The 20,268-nt window shown below is 56.9% G+C and carries 20 protein-coding genes; 1 reads left to right on the top strand and 19 read right to left on the bottom strand.

Annotated elements, in window-relative coordinates; all coding sequences use genetic code 11:
* Positions 1-4: 4 nt before the first annotated feature.
* From NL116_RS23945 to NL116_RS23880, 14 genes are all read right to left on the bottom strand, one after another.
* Complete coding sequence (locus NL116_RS23945; RefSeq protein ID WP_494374316.1) at positions 5-730, bottom strand: PFL_4669 family integrating conjugative element protein; 726 nt, start codon at positions 728-730, stop codon at positions 5-7.
* A 345-nt stretch (positions 731-1,075) separates the two neighbouring features.
* Complete coding sequence (locus NL116_RS23940; protein WP_494374315.1) at positions 1,076-2,068, bottom strand: hypothetical protein; 993 nt, start codon at positions 2,066-2,068, stop codon at positions 1,076-1,078.
* Positions 2,069-2,253: 185 nt separating this feature from the next.
* Positions 2,254-3,588 (bottom strand): STY4528 family pathogenicity island replication protein, encoded by a 1,335-nt coding sequence (locus NL116_RS23935; protein ID WP_494374314.1) that lies wholly within the window; start codon positions 3,586-3,588, stop codon positions 2,254-2,256.
* Positions 3,585-4,289 carry a DUF2857 domain-containing protein gene (locus tag NL116_RS23930; protein WP_494374313.1) on the bottom strand — a complete coding sequence of 235 codons (705 nt, stop codon included), beginning with the start codon at positions 4,287-4,289 and terminating at the stop codon, positions 3,585-3,587. Before NL116_RS23930 ends, NL116_RS23935 begins: the two co-directional genes overlap by 4 nt.
* A 28-nt stretch (positions 4,290-4,317) precedes the next feature.
* Positions 4,318-6,057 carry a ParB family protein gene (locus tag NL116_RS23925; RefSeq protein WP_494374312.1) on the bottom strand — a complete coding sequence of 580 codons (1,740 nt, stop codon included), beginning with the start codon at positions 6,055-6,057 and terminating at the stop codon, positions 4,318-4,320.
* Positions 6,054-6,290: an Arc family DNA-binding protein gene (locus NL116_RS23920; protein ID WP_494374311.1), complete on the bottom strand. Its 237-nt coding sequence runs from the start codon at positions 6,288-6,290 to the stop codon at positions 6,054-6,056. Before NL116_RS23920 ends, NL116_RS23925 begins: the two co-directional genes overlap by 4 nt.
* Before the next feature lie 35 nt (positions 6,291-6,325).
* Complete coding sequence (gene yejK, locus NL116_RS23915) at positions 6,326-7,327, bottom strand: nucleoid-associated protein YejK (RefSeq protein ID WP_494374310.1); 1,002 nt, start codon at positions 7,325-7,327, stop codon at positions 6,326-6,328.
* The gene (locus NL116_RS23910) at positions 7,327-7,563 is read right to left on the bottom strand and encodes a type II toxin-antitoxin system HicA family toxin (protein WP_494374309.1); all 237 of its coding nucleotides are present in this window, start codon (positions 7,561-7,563) and stop codon (positions 7,327-7,329) included. The genes yejK and NL116_RS23910 overlap by 1 nt, the downstream gene beginning before the upstream one ends.
* Complete coding sequence (locus tag NL116_RS23905) at positions 7,560-8,081, bottom strand: hypothetical protein (RefSeq protein WP_494374308.1); 522 nt, start codon at positions 8,079-8,081, stop codon at positions 7,560-7,562. Before NL116_RS23905 ends, NL116_RS23910 begins: the two co-directional genes overlap by 4 nt.
* Positions 8,071-8,259: a hypothetical protein gene (locus NL116_RS23900; protein ID WP_494374307.1), complete on the bottom strand. Its 189-nt coding sequence runs from the start codon at positions 8,257-8,259 to the stop codon at positions 8,071-8,073. The genes NL116_RS23905 and NL116_RS23900 overlap by 11 nt, the downstream gene beginning before the upstream one ends.
* A complete protein-coding gene (gene dnaB / locus NL116_RS23895; RefSeq protein ID WP_310868073.1) occupies positions 8,256-9,602 on the bottom strand; it encodes a replicative DNA helicase in 1,347 nt (448 codons plus the stop codon). The genes NL116_RS23900 and dnaB overlap by 4 nt, the downstream gene beginning before the upstream one ends.
* Positions 9,599-10,297 (bottom strand): DUF2786 domain-containing protein, encoded by a 699-nt coding sequence (locus NL116_RS23890; protein ID WP_494378123.1) that lies wholly within the window; start codon positions 10,295-10,297, stop codon positions 9,599-9,601. The genes dnaB and NL116_RS23890 overlap by 4 nt, the downstream gene beginning before the upstream one ends.
* Complete coding sequence (locus NL116_RS23885; protein ID WP_494374306.1) at positions 10,297-11,049, bottom strand: hypothetical protein; 753 nt, start codon at positions 11,047-11,049, stop codon at positions 10,297-10,299. The genes NL116_RS23890 and NL116_RS23885 overlap by 1 nt, the downstream gene beginning before the upstream one ends.
* 1 nt (position 11,050) lies before the next feature.
* The gene (locus NL116_RS23880; RefSeq protein ID WP_494374305.1) at positions 11,051-11,911 is read right to left on the bottom strand and encodes a ParA family protein; all 861 of its coding nucleotides are present in this window, start codon (positions 11,909-11,911) and stop codon (positions 11,051-11,053) included.
* A gap of 422 nt (positions 11,912-12,333) precedes the next feature.
* Between NL116_RS23880 and nadA the strand changes: the two genes are divergently transcribed.
* Positions 12,334-13,392, top strand: a complete 1,059-nt coding sequence (nadA, locus tag NL116_RS23875; RefSeq protein WP_494374304.1) for a quinolinate synthase NadA — start codon at positions 12,334-12,336, stop codon at positions 13,390-13,392.
* Positions 13,393-13,462: 70 nt separating this feature from the next.
* On the opposite strand, the gene NL116_RS23870 is transcribed toward nadA, so the two are convergent.
* The 5 genes from NL116_RS23870 to gcvP form a co-directional block, all read right to left on the bottom strand.
* Positions 13,463-13,951 carry an RDD family protein gene (locus tag NL116_RS23870; RefSeq protein WP_494374303.1) on the bottom strand — a complete coding sequence of 163 codons (489 nt, stop codon included), beginning with the start codon at positions 13,949-13,951 and terminating at the stop codon, positions 13,463-13,465.
* Between the two features lie 95 nt (positions 13,952-14,046).
* Positions 14,047-14,259, bottom strand: a complete 213-nt coding sequence (locus tag NL116_RS23865; protein ID WP_003175786.1) for a cold-shock protein — start codon at positions 14,257-14,259, stop codon at positions 14,047-14,049.
* Between the two features lie 404 nt (positions 14,260-14,663).
* Positions 14,664-15,788: a glycine cleavage system aminomethyltransferase GcvT gene (gcvT, locus tag NL116_RS23860; RefSeq protein ID WP_494374302.1), complete on the bottom strand. Its 1,125-nt coding sequence runs from the start codon at positions 15,786-15,788 to the stop codon at positions 14,664-14,666.
* 37 nt (positions 15,789-15,825) lie between these two features.
* Entirely contained in the window at positions 15,826-17,202 is a 1,377-nt protein-coding gene (locus tag NL116_RS23855; protein WP_494374301.1) for an L-serine ammonia-lyase, read from the bottom strand.
* Between the two features lie 204 nt (positions 17,203-17,406).
* On the bottom strand, positions 17,407-20,256 hold the full coding sequence (gcvP, locus tag NL116_RS23850) for an aminomethyl-transferring glycine dehydrogenase (protein WP_494374300.1): 2,850 nt from the start codon (positions 20,254-20,256) through the stop codon (positions 17,407-17,409).
* Between the last annotated feature and the right edge of the window lie 12 nt (positions 20,257-20,268).

Genomic DNA, 20,268 nt, shown 5'->3' with positions numbered 1-20,268 from the left:
GTCATCAATCCTCGACGCCATCATCGAAGTGTTCTTGTTCTTCGACTTGTGGCTGGCCACGAGTGATCGGCGGGGCAAAGTTGGAGCGGCGAGTGCCTTCCAGAATGTCCTGGGGAATTTCGCCATATCGCTCGTACATTTTGCGGGCTGCTTCAGCCTTGGCATTGTTGGCTGCGAAGTCATCGCGGGCGGCACCGGAGTACTTGTAGAGCTGGGCCAGGCCAAACAGCCTACGCAATACAGCGGCGCCTTCGTCAATCCACATTTCCATGTCGCGGCGACCGATGAGGCCGACGTGCTGGGCCAGCAAGATGCGCCGGACTATCTCGTCATAGTTGGTCAGCAGATAGACCGCCTGGAAACCGAGCGGGTTGGATATATAGAGAGGAAGGCTGACCGGTTGGATCGAGAGGTTGTTGCTGATGGTGATGGCCGGGGGCAGAGAGGCCATCGCGGTATCCAGTCGATCTTCGATGGTCTTTAGCGCGTCTTTGGATTCGCTGATTTTTTCTTCCAGGTTGATCATCCACCAGTCGGAATAGGGGTCATCCTGTTGAGCCCCGCGAGACATCCGATTGACGATGGAACAGAAACCGGACAAGCCAATGATGCCGGCCTTGTCGTCGGTCTTTGGTCGTCCCATCCAGATGCGAGCCGCGTGGTGAGTATGGAGGGTCAGGTTCACATCACTCCGCAAGGAGCCAATGTTGAGCCGGTAATTGTCAGCCATGGTGCAGTTTTTCCTTGGGGAGAGGAGAGACGTGCCCATGCTGCAATCCGGCTGCTGTGTCAGCAGCATTAAATGCATAGTCCGACGGAAGGGATTTTGTTGCAGAAAAAGCCGTGGAGGCGGGAGCTAGGAGTGCCCAGGTCAACGGCGCTACCAGTGCAAGGGAAGCGCTCGGTTGATTCGTGTCACCTCGATGCCACGGCCAAGTAATTCGGGTCGAATCACTTGGCTGATACCTGATCGAGGCTTCAACACCCACTTTGACTGTTGCGGCCCGCAACACCTTAAAAGTGGTCAGTCAGCACCCTCAGTTTTTATGCCTAGGGACTCAACTGGTAGGTGGCTCTAGTCACTTGGTAGCGCCGCCTGATCGATTTGTGTACCGATAGCCACAGATGGCTCTGGTCGAATATTGGTCGCAATCTGGGCAAACGTACGGCCTTCCATTGCCTCCACCAGCGCTGCAACTTTGGGCTGAATACGTTTGAGGTGGGCCACTTGGTCCTGCACGTCTCTGATTGGTAGCAAAGGCTGAATGTCGCTGGGTGGCGAGCAGCTGTCGTCCTCACGCTTTTGAAAGTGGTGCAAAAACTTCAAGCCACTCTGGAGCTGTTCATAGCCTTTTTCGATGCTCTCAAAATAGGTCTCCTGCTTGCCTCTCCACACCGTTTTTTCGTATAGCGCTTCGTCAAAACAAAGGTCCCCCTCAGCATTAAGGTACAAGCCTCCCATCCAGTGCTGGCGGGGTTTCAGGACGTTTTCAGTCTTGATAAACCCGATAATGATGCGACGAGTAGCACTGCTTGGTGGGGCTTGGTTGTGGAGGGTGAGCATCAGTGCCAGTGGCACTGATTCAAGCGTTGGCCCCTTGGGGCGAAACCGTGCGCTGAGATCTTTCAGGTACTGACCCACATTGGGCCGCAGTACATTGAGCCCCATGTAGTAACGATCACCATCAAGCAACGTCTGCAATTGCTCATCTACGTCGCGCATAAACGCCAGAAGGCTTGGATAATCAGAATCGTCCAAAGGCCCACTGGTGGCCGGAAGCGTATCCAGCAGGCCTGAGGGAACTGATTTCTGGACGTAATCACAACACGGACAAACGATTATCGCCTTAGTAGCGATCAGCAATCCGACAACACCCGCAATAGCGTCATGTTTGCCCGCTTCAAGGTGAGGGCACAGTGAAGGACTGCGCGAATTCTGAAAGGGCTCGTGGCTCGCCAGAACCTGATTCACGTTAATGGTTTGCACCTGATCGTCGGTGAGCGGTGACACGATAACGTATGGTGTGATTTGATCCATGGAAACCCGGTGCTGGAAAAGAAGACGCATAACTATGGTCGTCAATTAGCCATATGCCAACATCATGTCAGAGTAGGGTGTTGCGGGCCGCAACAGTCGAGCCTTTGTCTGGGTTGGAATGCGGAAAAGGATTCAGTGTTGCGGCCCGCAACACATGGCGAGTCTTTTCACCGAGCGCTGAGGGTAAGTGATTCACTTCGTTGGCATCGAGCCGGTCATTGAGCATTTGGCTTACCAAATCTGAGTTGACTCATCATCGCGCTGATTTCTAGTTTTGCCGCCGCCATGGTTTCCGGGTTCCTGGTGGGCGTTGGCACTGATTTTTGAGCGAGTTGATTTGAGTTCTTCGACGCATCTGATCCTTTGCTCGCAATTGGATTCGCCATGGCCGGCAGAGTCTCGCCCGAGGCTGATTTGTCATCAGGATTCCAGTTGCTATTGAACTCCCCACGAACAGCACTGGCAACAAGGGTCAACAGGTAGCCGAGAGGGTTTCTCAGTGATCCGCTTTCGTATCGATGCACCCATTGCTTGATCAGGGCAGGTTTCAAGTCGGTCGGGACTTTTTGCATGGCCTCTACCGCGTTCCTTTTCTGATCAGGTGGCAGCCGGTGGAGGGCCTGAAGCAAATCAGCTGCGATATCGTCCTGGGCAGGCGGTACATGTACAGAGCTTTTACAAACATCTTTGTGTGTATCTGTATACGTACTGTATGAGTTCGGATTCCGAACTGGGTGCGAACTCTGCGGTTTCAGGCTGGGTTCGGATTCCGAACTGAGCTCAAATCGGGGTTTGTGGAGCGATTTTCCACAAAGTTCGGAATCCGAACTCAGTGGGAACTGAGGAGGATTTTGCTGAGTTCGGACTCCGAACTCAGTGGCTTTCAACTCTCGTGCTGCTTGAACGTCCTTCACCCATGGCTGTGCATTCAGCCGTTCCTCAATGACATCCACTCGACTGGGCAGGCGATTACCAACGTCTGGATCCCTGGCGAACTCATTCCAGGCAATTTCTGCCACTTCACGGATCGCTTTGTTTTGATGTTGCATGGACTGACCAAGCAGCTGCAGGTAGCCCTTATCGAACTCAACGGCCTCTGCCGGCGATACGGGTTCGTCGTGGAGCAAATAGACGTTGCCTTGAACCTGGCCACTAAGGTCATTGCGAACACGTCGACCCAAACTAAGCCAGCGCGTGAGCCGAAGGGTCACCAAGGCTTTTGAAATGGTTTCCCTGGATGCCGGTTTACCGGGCTGCATTCCAAGATAGGGTCTCAGCTGGTCATAGGTAGGAAATGCCGTCACACCGTCATCATTGATGAGGAGTCTGAATACCTGCCAGGTATTTCTCTCAAGAGGCGTCAGCCGGTCATCGAGCAAAAGACGTCGGGGGACGGTCTCATGAGGGTTCCCACTGAAAATGATTCCAGAATAGGGAGAGGAGCCAGCTACCTCAGTCGGTGCTGACTCCTTTTTGTGAAGCAAATGGGCCTCAAGATGACCCGATGCCGAGTCCAAAAGTGTCGACAATGGAAACCGTGACAACTTCATAGTTCGGGATCACCTTCCACCGAAGCCACGACAGTCTGTTGCCGTTGATTTTGAGCCACTACCAACTGGAGCTTGCGTGGGTTCCAATTGCTTCCATGAGAAGGCGGGTAGAGTCCCTCTTTGATCCAAGTCTGAATACGGTTCCAGATAATGGCCAAGCTGAGGTTTTCAGCAGCTTCGTCAGCATCTCCGCCGTGAGGGGACTTCATTTCTTCGGCAACCAACATGGCGATATCCAGCATCGCGATGCTGTCTGCCAGGTCGACTTGATGCTCTTTCATCAAATGCGTCCATCTGTACCAGAGGTCGGCATCGGTCTCTTCGCTGAACTCACGCCAACGGCCACGGCGTGCCGTAACACCCATCATCAAACGTTGAAGGGCGACGTCCTGAGGGGACAGGCCGAAGAACTGTTGCAGCATGTGGGTGGTCGCTCCCAGACGCAGAGCGCGCTCAATCATGCGGACTTCCTCATCGGAGCGTTGTGCCCCGGTAAGGATCTTTTTCACCATTTCCCCGTCAATCGTGACGCTGCACCACGACACTGGTGTATTGAGCAATAAGCTCAATGCAGACGGCTGCTGGAGTTGGGCCAGGATTTCTGGCTCCAACCCCATTTCAATGCAGCGTCTCAGTTGGCCGTTGCGGACGTTATGCAGCACCTGAGAAAGAATGGCCTCGTTTATAGGTGTCTTGGACATTACGGCTCCTCCCTGCGATCACTCGACATCAGCTTTCAGCCGGTGGCGTTGTTTCACTGATGGACATGATTTCCAGGTCGATCAGCCGTCTGGACAGGCGAATGATGCGGAAGAGCTTTACAAGGGCTCCGTCGCTCAACCTGCCTGAATCATTTGGACGCAAGTCTTTGGTCGTGGGCTGTCCCAGCAGCAATTGACCGAGCCCTGCAGCAAACTCAAAGTCTGCAAGTGCGTCTTTAGGCAGATCGGTTTGCTGTTGAATCATGTTTAAAGCGATGGCAATAGAACCGCTCAAAGACTGGAGCAGGGTCAGGGTGTGTTGCGCTGTAGCATTGACCTCAACCTCTCCCTCCGGGTGTCGATAGCTGAAACCAATCCCTCCATCGACCTCGAAGATCTCACCTGGCGCGTTGACCGAGGCAGCAACTTCGCGCGCGAGTTGAGCTATGTGCAGGCGAAGCCCGTCGGTGGTATCGATCTCTCGCTCTATGTACCAAAGGTCGGAAATTGGATGAAGGCCACCGGCTTGAACAGGGATCGCCACCAGAGCGTTGGCCTCGAAGTCTGGGAGTTGTTCTCCTTCCATGGCTGCGAGCTGCTGTTTGACGTGCAAGACCCTGGGAGAGGTCGTCACTGGACTGGCAATATGTCCATCCAGTCGAGCTTGCTTTTCTTCAGCGTTGAATTGCTTTGGCGGAACAGTCTCTGTTGACGGCTTTTGCGGCGGTTGTTTTGGCTTCTGTTCGTTGGCAGGAGAGGGAAGTGCCGGCTGTGCGTCATGGGTAACGGTAATTTCTTCTGGAGATGTGCGCTGGAAAGCTCCATCGGTATCAGAGGCTCCAAGCACTTCCTGCGGCATTTCGAGAATGGGGATCGATCTGCGGAGCTGATCCTGGTTTTGGGTGATTTCCAGGAGAATGGCTTCGTAGCCGAGGCCCAAAGGCTCTTTAATCTGATGAATCAGTTCATCCTGGAAACGCTGCAGCAGAAATTCGTTTGCCTCACCTTCAAATTGAGCCAACACGTCCTGAAAGATCAGATCGAAGTCCAATGACTGGCCTTCTTCTTGATAGTTGCTTTCCCAGCACTGAAGGGTGGTTTTTCGCAGGGCTAACACTTTAGAGATGCGATCAACACCGAGCCCCGAGTAAAGAAGGCCTGGGACTGCTGGAAGGAGGTAACGGATGGTGTCCTGCATCCGGCTCAAATGAGAAGGGGATACCGGATATCCGTCGGCCTTAAGGCGTCGCGAGAGCTCACGTAATGAAACTGTTTCACCAGCCTCTTCTTCGTATAGCGCTCTTGCTTTATCGACACCTATGGCGCGTTCGATAAAGAGAAGTTGCCCCTGAAGATCGTTCTCGGCCAAGTGGCCTGTCAGGGAGATGATCTCTCCCCGCACTGCATCCCACGGTCGGAACAGAGAGTGAAACCTGAAAAACTTGTCATCCCCGGTTTCTCTGTACAGCTCGTTAAGGATAGCCAGGCGGGTGTTGCCGCCGTTCCTGATTCGAAACTTGTCCTCACCGGGTCGTCTGGTGACCGGTGGAGGAGTGTCCAGGCCGCGCTGCCGAATCGATTCCTTGAGTTCATCGTACTTTGGGTTGCGCGTGGTCCTTGGGTTGGTATCCCACGGGAGCGTTTCATCCAGCGTCAATACCATCGGAGTGTCGACGATAGGATCGCTCATGCGCTGTGCTACGGGCGCTTTCTGATCGAATGACGGTTTCAGAAGCTGCTCCTTCATGGTAGCGAGTGAAGGCTTCATGCTTCTGCTCCAGCATCGCTGGCTGAAGTTGAGCCAGCGAGCAATTGGTCGATGATTCGGTGCGCACGCTCAAGAGAGGATTCGAGCTCTGCAGTACGCTCCAGGCGATGGACGATTTCCGAATTCATTGATCGGGTATTCTCACGCGCCTTATCTGCAATACGGCTTCTCATGCCGTCAGGAAGACGGACTACGAATTTTTCTTCGTTTTGACGTTGTGGTTGGTTGCTCATGGCTGTCTCCAATTCTTGAACGGTTCGGATTCTTTTCAGCGGCGCTTCAGCTGGTCGAGGAGCTGCGTCGGGACCTGGCGGATTACCAACGTCGCCTGTTCCTCGTCGTACTCGATCTTGGAACCGAGCAAATGCGCTTCGAAGCTGATGGACAGGCCATCGGCCTTTCCGGTGAACCGGCGAAATTTGTCGAGGGTCCGTTTGTCCACGGGGATCTCCTTCGACAAACCGTAATCATTGGCGCGAAGATGCTCGACGAAAGCTTGGGGGTGGTCTTCATCCAGTAGCTCTGAGAGTTCTTCCAGACCCATGGGCTCACCGAGCTTTGTCTGGCTGCTGGCGTAGTCCACGAGTGTTCTGGTTTTCTCCCGGGCGGACTCGTCCGGTAGGTCTTCACTTTCGACGAAGTCACTGAACGCCTTGAGCAAGGTGCGGGTTTCGCCCGGGCCGTCGATGCCCTCCTGGCATCCGATGAAGTCACGGAAATACTCCGATGCCTTTCTGCCGCTTTTGCCATTGATGAAGGAGATGTACTGTCTGGATTGCTTGTTGCTCTGCCACTCCGAGATGTTGATTCGCGCCGCCAGGTGTAATTGACTAAGGTCCAAATGCCGCGACGGCGTCACGTCGAGCTCATCGGTTACAGCAACACCTTCACTGTGGTGCAGCAAGGCAATGGCCAAGTAATCGGTCATGCCTTGCTGGTAGTGCGCGAACAGCACGTGGCCACCGACCGAGAGATTCGACTCCTCCATCAGCTTTTGCAGGTGCTCCACCGCCACTCGGCTGAACGCCGTAAAGTCGTTGCTGCTATCGAGGTATTCCTTCAACCAGCCGCTGAGCGGGTGCGCGCCGGACTCAGCATGGAAGAAGCCCCAGGCCTTACCCTGTTTGGCGTTGTAGCTTTCGTTGAGGTCCGCGAGCATGTTCTCGATGGCCTCGCTCTCTGCGAGTTCCGAGTCGCGGGCATGAAGCACTGCCGGCATGCCATCTGGTTTTTTGTCGATCAAGTGAACGATGCAATTACGAATAGGCATCAGCGTGCCTCCTGTGACGGTTGAGATTGGAGGCGATCGGCACGACGCAGTTGAGCTCTGGCATTGAGTTCTGAGCGGTGATCACTGGCGGTCGAGGATGTGAAAATCGGGGTTAATCCCTGTTTCGTGAACTTGATATGCCCACCCTGAGTGCGAGAGACACTCCAGCCATTGGCGGTGGCAAAGGCCACCAAAAGACGAAGGTTTTGCCGAGCGATGCGAATAGGGCTGCTCATTCGCTGTGCTCCCGTTCTCCGAGTACGTTTCCAACCTGGATAGCGATGATCTCCGGCTGGTGATCAGGAAACATCGCGCCCAAGTCAGTCAGGAATTCACCGGTAGCCTCGCGCGGCCCGGGAATGCGAAATACGACCGTGCAGTGCTGGACGTCTTTATTCGGCTCAAGGTGTGCCATCACGGCAACCTTGAGAGAACAGGTGTTCAAGTGCCGAGGAACCCAGATTGCCCAGAAATAATTGGAGAGCAGGGCAGCAGCGCACAGGAGCTCCACTGAAAGCGTTCCGGACGTAGTGGGGGCGAGGACGATGTAACCGAGGTCCTCGAACTCCTGCAGGTCAGGTTTCATGCTGGCGGCGACTACTGTGCTGTGGTCACGAGCAAGGCGACTGATGACCTGGGCGAGCGCATCCAGTTCGACGGCGTTAACGCCCAAGCTGTGTGCGTGGGCAACAGTTGAGCTTACAAAGGGGCTACTTGCCGGTACCAGAGGAAAGAGTGCGGCGTTACTGCGCATGGGCCACCTCCTGCAGTTCCTCGATGTGGTAGCTGCCGCACGTAGGGCACTGCAGCACTTCCTCCTCACCGTCTGGTGATGTAGAAACCGGGATGCAGTGACGGACCTGCTGCAATGGAAAGTGCGAGTTGCAGTTGCTGCACCAATGGGTAATTTGATTCGTTGACTGAGTGTTCATGCAGAGGCTCCTTGCCACGTGCTGGCACTGAGGTTCGCAAAGCGAGTTTGACTCGGGATAAATGCGGTTCGAACAGAGCCTGTCGGACCATTTCGCTGCTTGCCGAGAATGAGTTCGGCAATGCCTTTGAACTCGCTTTGCGGGTTGTAGACCTCGTCGCGGTAGACGAACATGATCACGTCCGCATCTTGTTCAATGGCGCCGCTATCCCGCAGATCTGCGTTAACAGGTCGCTTGTTTTGACGCTGCTCGAGGGAGCGGTTGAGTTGAGAAAGCGCGATGACCGGGCAGTCCATCTCTTTGGCCAGCGCTTTCAATGCACGGGAAATGACGCTGATTTCGTTGGCTCGATTTTCCTGCCCAGGGCAGTTCATGAGCTGCAGATAATCGACCATGATCAGAGCGGGATGCCCGTATTTACGCGCTGCTCGTCGAGCTTTTGCCCGCAAGGCAGCAGGTGTGAGGCCCGATTCGTCGTCAATGACAAGGCGATCGCCATAGCCGTTCATACGGCTTACAGCAGAAGTCAGCTTTGGCCAGTCTGCATCTTCAAGAGCACCCGTCAGCAGGTTGCGCAGATCCAGGTGCCCCAATACTGCGAGAAGGCGATAGATCAGCGCTTTTGCAGGCATCTCAAGGCTGTACACCTGAACGGTCTTTGCTTTTTCCTTCTGCAGGGCAGCGTCAACAAAATTGAGGGCAAGCGAGGTCTTTCCCATGGAAGGTCGCGCTGCGAGGATGATCAGATCGGCGGGTTGCCAGCCAGTGGTCATTTCATCCAGGTCATCCAGCCCTGATGGGAGCCCGGTCAATGTCACGTTGCTGTTGAAGTGTTTATCAATCTCTTCGATGACCTTCGTCAGCTGTTGGTTGAGATTGATGAACTCAGCGGCGGATTTGTCCTGGCCAAGGGCGAAGAGTTGCTGCTCGATCGACTCTTGCACGTCACTGGCGACCGCCTGCTGATCAGCGGCCTCACGTGAGCACTGAAACCCAACAGACATCAGTCTTCGGAGGTGTGAGCGATTCCGAACGATCTGGGCGTAGTGTTCGATGTTGGCGACTGAGGGGGTGTTTTTTGCCAATTCCGCCAAATAGCTCAAGCCGCCTGCAGCTGCTGGTTCTGACAGGGCGTCATGGACCGTAACGATGTCGAAAGGGATCGCTTTACTGGCAAGCGTGTCTATGGTTTTGAAAAGAACGCGGTGCTCTTGCCGGAAGAAATCCTCCTCCACCAATTGATCGGCGATCAGGTCCCAGGTGTTGTTGTCGAGCAACAGCCCGCCAAGAACACCTTGCTCTGCCTCGAGGGAGTGGGGCGGTGATAGGTCGAGAAGGCTCATTGGCCGCCTCCGAGTCCCAGCAACGGTTGCCGTTGTTGATCTACGCCGCGATGAAGATTGGCCTTCTTGCCCTGGTCCCAACCGGCGATCATCGAGCCGGTGTCGTGACCTTTGGCCTCCAGTGGTTCGATGGTGAACTTCTTCAGATTGGGATGGTGTACTTCGATGTAAGCCTTGATGTCACCTTGAGTGGACTCGGCCATGCTTCCGGCAAATTGAGCCACCTTGTATGAAATAGCGTTTAGCCAGCCTTCGGCAAATAACTGGCCACGGCGTCGTTTGGTCTTCAGCTTGCAACGCTTCTGTTGAGCCACATGTTCCCGGCGCGCGGCCACCAATTGGTGATGGAGCGTGGAATAGGCGTAGGCCGCGAGTTCAGGTGATATGCCCTTGCCCAAGAATTTGAAAGACCAACCGCCTGCAATGTTGAAGTAGGCCAGGTGGGAACAATCGAAGGCGGTAGCGCAAGTCGATGCCAGCGAATGCAACCAGTTCTGAGGCGCGCGACGGGTGTTGGTCGTCACGCTCACCTCATCAACGGTATGCGCTGTCACCTCAATGGATTCGAGGTTGTACTGCTTCATCAGGTTTCGGGCCTGACGAAGCGCGGTCTCGACCTCGTTTGGCGAAGCACCTTGGGAGTTGGCCAAGGCCATCAGCTTGGCGACTTTGCTCAGGACTTTCTGCTTGTCCATCATTGATCACCCTCCTGTTGCTTCGCAGGGGAGAGTGCTTCCGACCAAAGACGTAGGGTCTCGCGTTCATCCGAGGTCAATGCAATCTGGGCGATGGCATCAGCAACTTTTTCCTGAAGGGCTTGGAGTCGATCCTCCACAGTTGATCCGTCGTCATAGGCAAGGTGGCTTGTTATCTCGTCGATGACGTCATACCGGATCGAAGTCAGGTTGTTTATGCGGTATTGCGTGGGTGTCCGACCATATAGACGAGCTGGTTCCTTTAGCTCATTTCTGACGTAGAGATTGAATTCGATTTCGTTACGCGCGACGTGGTGTTGCCTTGCGCGATTGAGGATGAGCGCAGTTTTGATAACGTCCAGCTGCTGCTCATTGGACTCGGCGGGGAGGGGGTAAGCATTGGCTACAAGCTGTTTGGCCCGGGTAAGACGTGCTTCCTGGCGACGTTTAGCCTCTTTTTCCGATCGAACGCGCTTTTCTTTCGCGTGTTCGACATGAGTATTTACCGAGTCTATGAGATCTGCTGCATCCCGCAGGAGCTGATGCTGCTCTGGGGTCAAGTATTCACTCAGCCGCCCTAACAAACCGGTGCCCATTTTCCAGCGTCCGTCGCCAAGTTTGCGGACCTCGCGCGCTGTGCTTGTGAGCTTGGTTTGAACGGCGCGTAGATCCTTTGAGCTGTAGGACTGATTCAGTTTTTGCATTACTTCGGGCGTAATGCCGTGGGCAACTGTGAGGGAAGACTTGGCCATATCAACGACCCCCCTTCACAAGCTTGGCCACGTGTTCCTCAGTCATGGCTTCGAAGCGGTCACGCCATTCAGGGAAGAGCTCGATCGCCAACTGGCGGATGATGGCAAGGGCAGCGGGGGATTTGCGATTCGAGGGCTGTCGGTATTCCAGCCGATGAGCCGGTATGCCCAGGGACGCAGCGTTACGAAACACCACAGCTGCCGGAATGGTGCAATCCAGAACGCTGATTTCATCGTTGTCCTGGAATATGTCGCGCACCGATTGCTCGATCATTTGTGCGTCGGCTGTCAGATCGAGGTTGTTGATAACGATCTGTACGGGCGGAATTTTCATGCCGAGGCGCCCATAAGCGCGAAGGCCGTCCAGCATCTGCATGGTGCCGCGGCTGAACTCGCGGGCGGCGAGCATGTTGGGGAGAAGAGGGGATATGACCAGGTCCGATGCCAGAACAACCATTTCCAGCATGGCCGAGCGAGCACCTTGGGTGTCGATCAGCACCAGATCGAAGTGATCCTGGAACGCCGGCATCAGGTTGGCCAGACGCAACCGTCCGTCGGGCGCCTGCAAGAGCAAGCTGTTCAGCTGGTTGTTGATGTCGTTCGAGATAACCAGAGACAGATTCGGTATCGCGGTGCTGGAAATAATGCGAACAGAATCGGTGATGTTGAACGCGAGCAGGTCGTAGATACCGCCCTGAGCTTCCTCCACGAGCTGGTAGTACGAAGAAAGTGAAGGCTGGGCTGGGTCCAGATCTATCAGAAGGGTTCGGAGTCCAGCATCAGCGCATAAAGCACCGAGATTGGCTTCAACTGTGGTTTTGCCTACGCCGCCTTTGGTCGATACGACCGCAGTGATTTTCATGATTTGGAGCCTCTAATGTGGGTTCATTAGAGGCTGCGAAGCCATGTACCTTTAGTAGAAAGCCTTATTCCACGGGGCTTCCAGCGATTCCATAGTCCAATTGTCTTTTAACCAATTGGTCGTAGGTTCGAATCCCACACGACCCACCATTTTTGTAGCAGTTTTAAAAGTCTGGAAGGCCCACGCAAGTGAGGATTTCCGGATTTTTTTTTGCCCGCGATTTGAGGTCGCTCAGGCTCTGGGCTGGACTGCGTGACGCAAGTCATAATCATCTTTTGCATCCGCGGGATATTCTGTAGCCTTGCGCAACTTCAACGCTGTCCGTGCCTGATGAATACTCACTCTCCCGGCGGTACCCTGATGGGTCCGGAGCCGGGTGTATACTCGACTTTCGCGCGAAAGCGCCTGCAGGTCTTGCGAACATGACGCAGATTTCCGAACGCCTTCTGGTTCAAGCTCACCTCGACGCCAAGCAGCCCAAGCCGCTGACCGCTGAGGAAGAGGCTTATTATCGTGCTGCCATCGCCGCCGAGCTCAAGGCTCAGGACGCGGTGCTGGTGGCCCACTTCTATTGCGATCCGGTGATTCAGGCTCTGGCCGAAGAAACTGGTGGTTGCGTGTCCGACTCATTGGAGATGGCGCGCTTCGGCAGTGCTCACCCGGCCAAGACCGTGCTGGTCGCCGGGGTGAAGTTCATGGGCGAAACCGCGAAAATCCTCAATCCTGAAAAACGCATTCTGATGCCGACTCTGGAAGCGACCTGCTCACTGGACCTGGGTTGCCCGGTGGACGAGTTTTCGGCGTTCTGTGATCAGCATCCGGAACGCACAGTGGTGGTGTATGCCAACACCTCGGCGGCGGTCAAAGCGCGGGCGGACTGGGTGGTGACATCCAGCTGTGCGCTCGAAATCGTCGAAAGCCTGATGGATAACGGTGAGACCATCATCTGGGGTCCGGACAAACACCTGGGCACCTACATTCAGCGCCAGACCGGTGCGGACATGCTGCTGTGGGACGGTGCTTGCATCGTTCACGAAGAGTTCAAATCCAAGCAGCTTGAAGACATGAAGGCGCTGTACCCGGATGCCGCCATTCTGGTGCATCCGGAATCGCCGACTTCGGTGATCGAGTTGGCGGATGCCGTTGGTTCCACCAGTCAGTTGATCGCAGCGGCCCAGCGCCTGCCGAACAAGACCCTGATCGTCGCCACTGATCGCGGCATCTTCTACAAGATGCAGCAGCTGTGTCCGGACAAGGTCTTCATCGAGGCGCCAACGGCCGGTAACGGCGCAGCCTGCCGCAGTTGCGCGCACTGCCCCTGGATGGCAATGAACACCCTAGAGCGCACGCTGAAGGGCTTGAAAGAGGGGGCGAACGAGATCTTTGTGGATCCGGCGTTGATTCCGCAGGCGATTCGACCGTTGAAGCGCATGCTGGACTTTACTCAGGCTGCGCGGATGAAGCTGGCCGGTAACGCCTGAGATCGTTGAGCCAGTCCTGAAAAACCTGTGGGAGCAAGCTTGCTCCCACAATGGTGTCTGTATGGCTGAATTACCGGGTTTTCTTCGGGATGCGCACAAGCTGAGTGTTGGAGTACATGTCATGCCAGCTGCGTTTCTGCTTATCAAATAATGGCCAGATAAACCCCAGGCCCACGCAGAGCCAAGAAGCAATCGACACCACAAAGCGCAACAACGCCTGCCACAGGCTGATGGACGAGCCATCGGCATTCTGCACACGGATGCACCACACCTGCATGCCGAGGGTCTGGCCCGACCAGGTCCAGAACTTGGCGAAGAAACCGAACAGCACAAACAGCAGCACCGTCGAGAGTAATGGGTCCCCGTCCAGCGCGCCGGCTTCAGTCAGGGTGCGCATTTTCTCTTCGCCGAGGATCGCCATCTGGATCATCTTGTAGACGCCACTGGTCACGATCAGCAGGGCGGTACACAACAGGAAGTCATAGAACATCGCTGCCAGGCGACGACCCAGGGTGGCGGCGGGAAAGTCGCCCTGGGGATTGAGCAGGTGTTTCGACATGGCAGCCTCTGGGCGGAAAAAGAAGCCATTTTACGGATTTACGCGCACAAAAAAGCCCCTGATGTCAGCATCAGGGGCTTTTTCGTAACAGAAGATTAGGCTTCTGCTTGTACTTCGTCAGCCTGCATGCCTTTCTGGCCTTGCACAGCTACGAAAGTCACTTTCTGGCCTTCTTTCAGGCTCTTGAAGCCGTTGCCCTGGATGGCGCGGAAATGCACGAACAGATCCGGACCGCTTTCAGGAGTGATAAAACCAAAACCTTTCTCGTCGTTAAACCACTTGACGGTACCGCTCTGACGTTGGGACATTTCTTATTTCCTTTGACGCAAAAATTAATGGCAGTCTCCTTCTCATGAAAGAGTACTGGGGCTGGTTGCAGGAGAGTAAGAAGACGTCGAACGGGATGTAGCTAACTTGTAGGCTACTGCCCAGGTCACGATTCCAAGCGACCCATGCAAACACAGTGATCAAACTCTACGCCAACTACGGGAGAAAAAACAAGCCCCGTCAGAGGCCCGGATTTGCTCAGGTTGAGGGTATTAGTCGATCCACTAGTGCTGTCTTATTCGTTGTCGCTGTTCCCTCGTTTTCGATCGTTATAAGCAACGTTCATAAACGAAAGCTGGCTATAAAGATATGCACTGTTTTATGGCGGTTGCGTTACACATTAGTGCACTGTTAACGCAACCGCGTTACTTATAGAAACAGTCAATCAGCCGCGATAGTAGCGTTGTGCAACAAATGGCATTTTGCTTACAAGCAAAGGCACCTTTTTCCCACGGACAATCGCCCATACAGGTGTGTCGATAGCGATATAAGCGCTGTCAAGGTAACCCATGGCGAGAGGGGCGCCCAGGGTCGGACCGAAGCCGCCACTGCAAACGGTGCCGATGATGTCGCCAGCTTCGTTGACGATTTCTGCGCCTTCACGCACCGGCGTACGTTCCTGAGGCAGCAGACCGACGCGCTTGCGGCTGACGCCACCTTGTTGTTGTGCGAACACGGTTTCAGCGCCAGGGAAACCGCCGGCCCGTGCGCCATCGGCACGACGAGGCTTGGAGATGGCCCACAGCAGGCTCGCTTCGATCGGGGTGGTCTCGGTGTTCATGTCGTGGCCATAGAGGCACAGGCCGGCTTCCAGGCGCAGCGAATCGCGGGCGCCGAGGCCGATGGCCGCCACTTCTGGTTCAGCCAGCAGCGCGCGAGCCAAGGCTTCGGCATTGGCGGCCGGTACCGAGATTTCGAAGCCGTCTTCTCCGGTGTAGCCCGAGCGGCTGACAAAGCAATCCACGCCCAGCAGTTTTACGCGGGCAAACTGCATGAAGGTCATCTTCGACACTTCAGGTGCCAGACGCGTCAGCACGGTGACGGCGGCAGGGCCTTGCAGCGCGAGCAGCGCGCGTTCTTCGAACAGCGACTCGATAGTGCACTGCTCGCCAATGTGCTTGCGCAGGTGTGCCAGGTCCTGGTCCTTGCAGGCCGCGTTGACCACCAGGAACAGTTCGTCGTTACCGAGGTTGGCCACCATCAGGTCGTCGAGAATGCCGCCGTTTTCGTTGGTGAACATCGCGTAGCGCTGCATGCCCACCGGCAGGTCGATGATGTCCACCGGCACCAGGGTTTCCAGGGCCTTGGCGGCGTTGGCGCCGGTCAGGCGGATCTGCCCCATGTGCGACACGTCAAACAGTCCGGCCTGATCACGGGTGTGCTGGTGTTCTTTCATCACGCCGAGCGGGTATTGCACTGGCATGTCATAGCCGGCGAACGGCACCATGCGTGCGCCGAGCTCGATGTGCAGTGCGTGCAGCGGGGTTTTCAGCAATTGTTCGGTGGACATATCCAGCTCCTGAAAAAGTGTGCAGTGCGCGTGAGCATCAGCACTCGATAATGTTGACCGCCAAACCGCCGCGGGCGGTTTCCTTGTATTTGCTTTTCATGTCGGCGCCGGTCTGGCGCATGGTGCGGATGACCTTGTCGAGGGAGACGAAGTGCTGACCGTCGCCGCGCAGGGCCATGCGCACCGCGTTGATCGCCTTGACCGACCCCATGGCGTTGCGCTCGATGCAAGGTACTTGCACCAGCCCGCCAATCGGGTCACACGTCAGGCCGAGGTTATGTTCCATGCCGATTTCCGCGGCGTTTTCCACTTGCTGCACGGTCCCGCCCAGGACCTCACACAAGGCACCGGCCGCCATGGAACAGGCCACGCCAACCTCGCCCTGGCAACCGACTTCGGCGCCGGAGATCGAGGCGTTTTCTTTGTAGAGAATGCCGATGGCCGCCGCCGTCAGCAGGAAACGTACGACGCCGTCTTCGGTCGCGCCGGGAATGAAGCGCATGTAGTAATGCAAGACCGCCGGAACGATCCCGGCCGCGCCGTTTGTGGGTGCGGTCACGACGCGTCCGCCATTGGCGTTTTCTTCATTGACCGCCAGGGCGTACAAGTTGACCCAGTCCAGCACCGACAACGGATCGCGCAACGACGATTCCGGGTTTTTGCACAATTGTCGGTGCAGGGCTGCGGCGCGACGTTTGACCTTCAAGCCGCCAGGCAAGATGCCTTCGTTGCGGCAACCGGCATCGACGCAGTCTTGCATCACTTGCCAGATCTTCAACAAACCGGCGCGGGTTTCCGCTTCCGGGCGCCAGGCACTTTCGTTGGTCAGCATCACTTGGCTGATGGACAGGCCGTAGGTGGTGCAATGACTGAGCAGGTCCTTGGCGCTTTTGAACGGGAAGGTCAGCGGTGTGGCGTCCTCGACGATGCGGTCGGCACCGGCGGCGTCTTCATCGACCACAAAACCACCGCCGACCGAGTAGTACTCGCGACTGCGGATCTGCAGACCGGCGGCGTCAAAGGCGCGAAAGATCATGCCGTTGGGGTGATAGGGCAAGGGTTTGCGAATCATCGCCAGGTGTTCTTTCTCGTTGAACGCAATGCTGTGTTCGCCGAGCAGGTTCAAGCGACCGTTGCCACGGATTGCTTGCAGGCGGGCGGCGACGGTTTCGGTATTCACGGTGTCCGGGTGTTCACCTTCAAGGCCGAGCAACACAGCCTTGTCGCTGCCGTGGCCCTTGCCAGTGGCGCCGAGCGAGCCATAGAGCTCGACTTTGACGCAGGTGGTTGCCGCCAGAAGCTCTTCGCGGCGCAAACCTTCGGCAAAACGCGCGGCTGCGCGCATCGGACCGACGGTGTGGGAGCTGGAGGGGCCGATGCCAATCTTGAACAGGTCGAACACGCTTAACGACATGGTTGTTCTCCGGTTTCTTGTTATAGGTATGGGCGAAATCTGATGCCTGGTACCGAACCCTGTGGGAGCGAGCTTGCTCGCGATGTCGGCCTGACATTCAACATTGATGTCGACTGACACGCCCCCATCGCGAGCAAGCTCGCTCCCACAGGGTTTTGTGGTGTTCTTGAATGTGGGGGCGAGTAGACCCACCCCCTTATCCGTTTAAGCGTAGCTTTCGATCGACGGGCAGGCGCACACGAGGTTGCGATCACCAAACACGTTGTCGACGCGACCGACCGGTGGCCAGTATTTGCCTTCGATCAGGGAGGCCACCGGATACACCGCTTGCTCGCGGCTGTACGGATGCGTCCACTCGCCAACAATTTCCGCTGCGGTGTGCGGAGCGTTCTTCAGCGGGTTGTCTTCCTTGTCCAGAGTGCCGTTTTCCACCGCGCGGATTTCTTCGCGGATGCGGATCATGGCGTCGCAGAAACGGTCCAGTTCTTCCTTGGATTCGCTTTCGGTCGGCTCGATCATCAGCGTGCCGGCGACCGGGAACGACATGGTCGGGGCGTGGAAGCCGAAGTCGATCAAACGCTTGGCGACGTCGTCAACGCTGATGCCGCTGCTGTCTTTCAACGGACGCAGGTCGAGGATGCATTCGTGCGCGACCAGGCCGTTGCTGCCGGTATACAGCACTGGGTAATGCTCTTCCAGGCGACGGGAAATGTAGTTGGCATTGAGGATCGCCAGCTGCGAAGCGCGTTTCAGGCCGGCGCCGCCCATCATCCGAATGTACATCCAGGTGATCGGCAAAATGCTCGCGCTGCCGAACGGTGCCGCGCAGACCGCGCCTTCCTTGCGTTCCATCTGTGCGTGGCCCGGCAGGAACGGGGTCAGGTGCGATTTCACGCCAATCGGGCCGACGCCCGGGCCGCCACCGCCGTGGGGGATGCAGAAGGTTTTGTGCAGGTTCAGGTGTGACACGTCGCCGCCGAACTTGCCCGGTGCGCAGAGGCCGACCATCGCGTTCATGTTGGCGCCGTCGATGTACACCTGGCCGCCGTTGTCATGAATGATGCCGCAGATTTCGCGGATGCCTTCTTCGAACACGCCGTGGGTCGACGGGTAAGTGATCATCAGTGCGGCGAGGTGTTCGCGGTGCTCGATCGCCTTGGCGCGCAGGTCTTCGATGTCGACGTTGCCGCGTGCGTCGCAAGCGGTCACGACCACACGCATGCCAGCCATATTGGCAGTGGCCGGGTTGGTGCCGTGGGCGGACGACGGGATCAGGCAGATGTCGCGACGGTCTTCGCCGCGGCTCTGGTGGTAGGCGCGGATGGCCAGCAGGCCAGCGTATTCACCTTGCGAACCGGCGTTCGGTTGCAGCGAGATCGAGTCGTAACCGGTCGCGGCGCAAAGCATCGCTTCCAGTTCGTCGGTCAGTTGTTGGTAGCCGGCGCTTTGCTCGGCCGGGGCGAACGGGTGCAGGGCACCGAATTCAGCCCAGGTCACCGGAATCATTTCGCTGGCAGCGTTGAGTTTCATGGTGCACGAACCCAGCGGAATCATGGTGCGGTCCAGCGCCAGGTCTTTGTCGGCCAGCTTGCGCAGGTAGCGCATCAGCTCGGTTTCCGAGTGATAACGGTTGAACACCGGGTGGCTGAGGATCGGCGATTGACGCACCAGCGCAGCTGGGAGGGTGCTCTGTACCGAGGCGGCCAGCGCGGCGAAGTCCGGCAGGGTCTTGCCGTCGGCGAACAGCGCCCACAGGGTTTCGATGTCAGCCTGGGTGGTGGTTTCGTCCACCGACAGGCCCAGACGCTGAGCGTCGATGACGCGCAGGTTGATCTGCCGGGCGTGTGCCTTGTCGTGCAGCGCGGCGGTTTGCGCGCCGGTGGCCAGGGTCAGGGTGTCGAAGAAGCTGGCTTGTTCGACGGTCAGGCCCAGAGCGTTCAAGCCTTTGGCCAGAATGGCGGTCAGGTGATGCACGCGGTTGGCGATTTGGGTCAGGCCTTTCGGACCGTGGTACACGGCATACATGCTGGCGATGTTGGCCAATAGCACCTGGGCGGTGCAGATGTTGCTCGTGGCTTTCTCGCGACGGATGTGTTGCTCGCGGGTTTGCATGGCCAGGCGCAGGGCTGGCTTGCCGAAGCGGTCCACCGAAACACCGACCAGACGGCCCGGCATGTCGCGCTTGAACGCATCTTTGGTAGAGAAGTACGCCGCGTGCGGACCACCGAAGCCCAGCGGAACGCCGAAACGCTGGGCGCTACCGATGGCCACGTCGGCACCGAATTCGCCGGGCGGGGTCAGCACGGTCAGGGCCAGCAGGTCAGCGGCCACCGCCACCAGTGCGTTGGCAGCGTGGAAGCGTTCGGTCAGCTCGCGGTAATCGAACACGTCACCGTTGCTGGCCGGGTATTGCAGCAGCGCGCCGAAGAACGGCGTCACGTCAGTCAGTTCGAGTTCGTCGCCGACCACCACGTCGATGCCCAGCGGCTCGGCACGGGTGCGCAGCACGTCGAGGGTCTGCGGGTGGCAATGCACGGAGGCGAAGAAGGCGTGGCTGCCCTTGTTCTTGCTCAGGCGTTTGCAGAAGGTCATGGCTTCGGCAGCAGCGGTGGCTTCATCGAGCAAGGAAGCGTTGGCAATCGGCAGGCCGGTCAGGTCGCTGATCAGGGTCTGGAAGTTCAGCAACGCTTCGAGACGGCCCTGGGAAATTTCTGGCTGGTACGGGGTGTAGGCGGTGTACCAGGCCGGGTTTTCCAACAGGTTGCGCAGGATTGGCGACGGCGTGTGGGTGCCGTAGTAGCCCTGGCCAATGTAGGTCTTGAACAGTTGGTTTTTGGCCGCGATGCCTTTGATCATCGCCAGCGCGTCAGCTTCGCTCAGGCCGTCTTCGAGGCCCAGGACGCTGGTGCCTTTGATGCTGTCCGGGATCACGCTGGCGCTCAGGGCTTCCAGCGAGTCGAAGCCGAGGCTGTTGAGCATGGCTTGCTCGTCGCCGGCACGCGGGCCGATGTGACGGGCGATGAATTCGTTGGCGGTGGTCAGATTGATAGTCATGTCGGTTGCTCC

Source organism: Pseudomonas sp. FBCC-B1667 (genome assembly GCF_059133255.1).
Note: the sequence above shows the minus strand (reverse complement) of the source record. Positions and strands in the feature narration are given on the sequence as shown.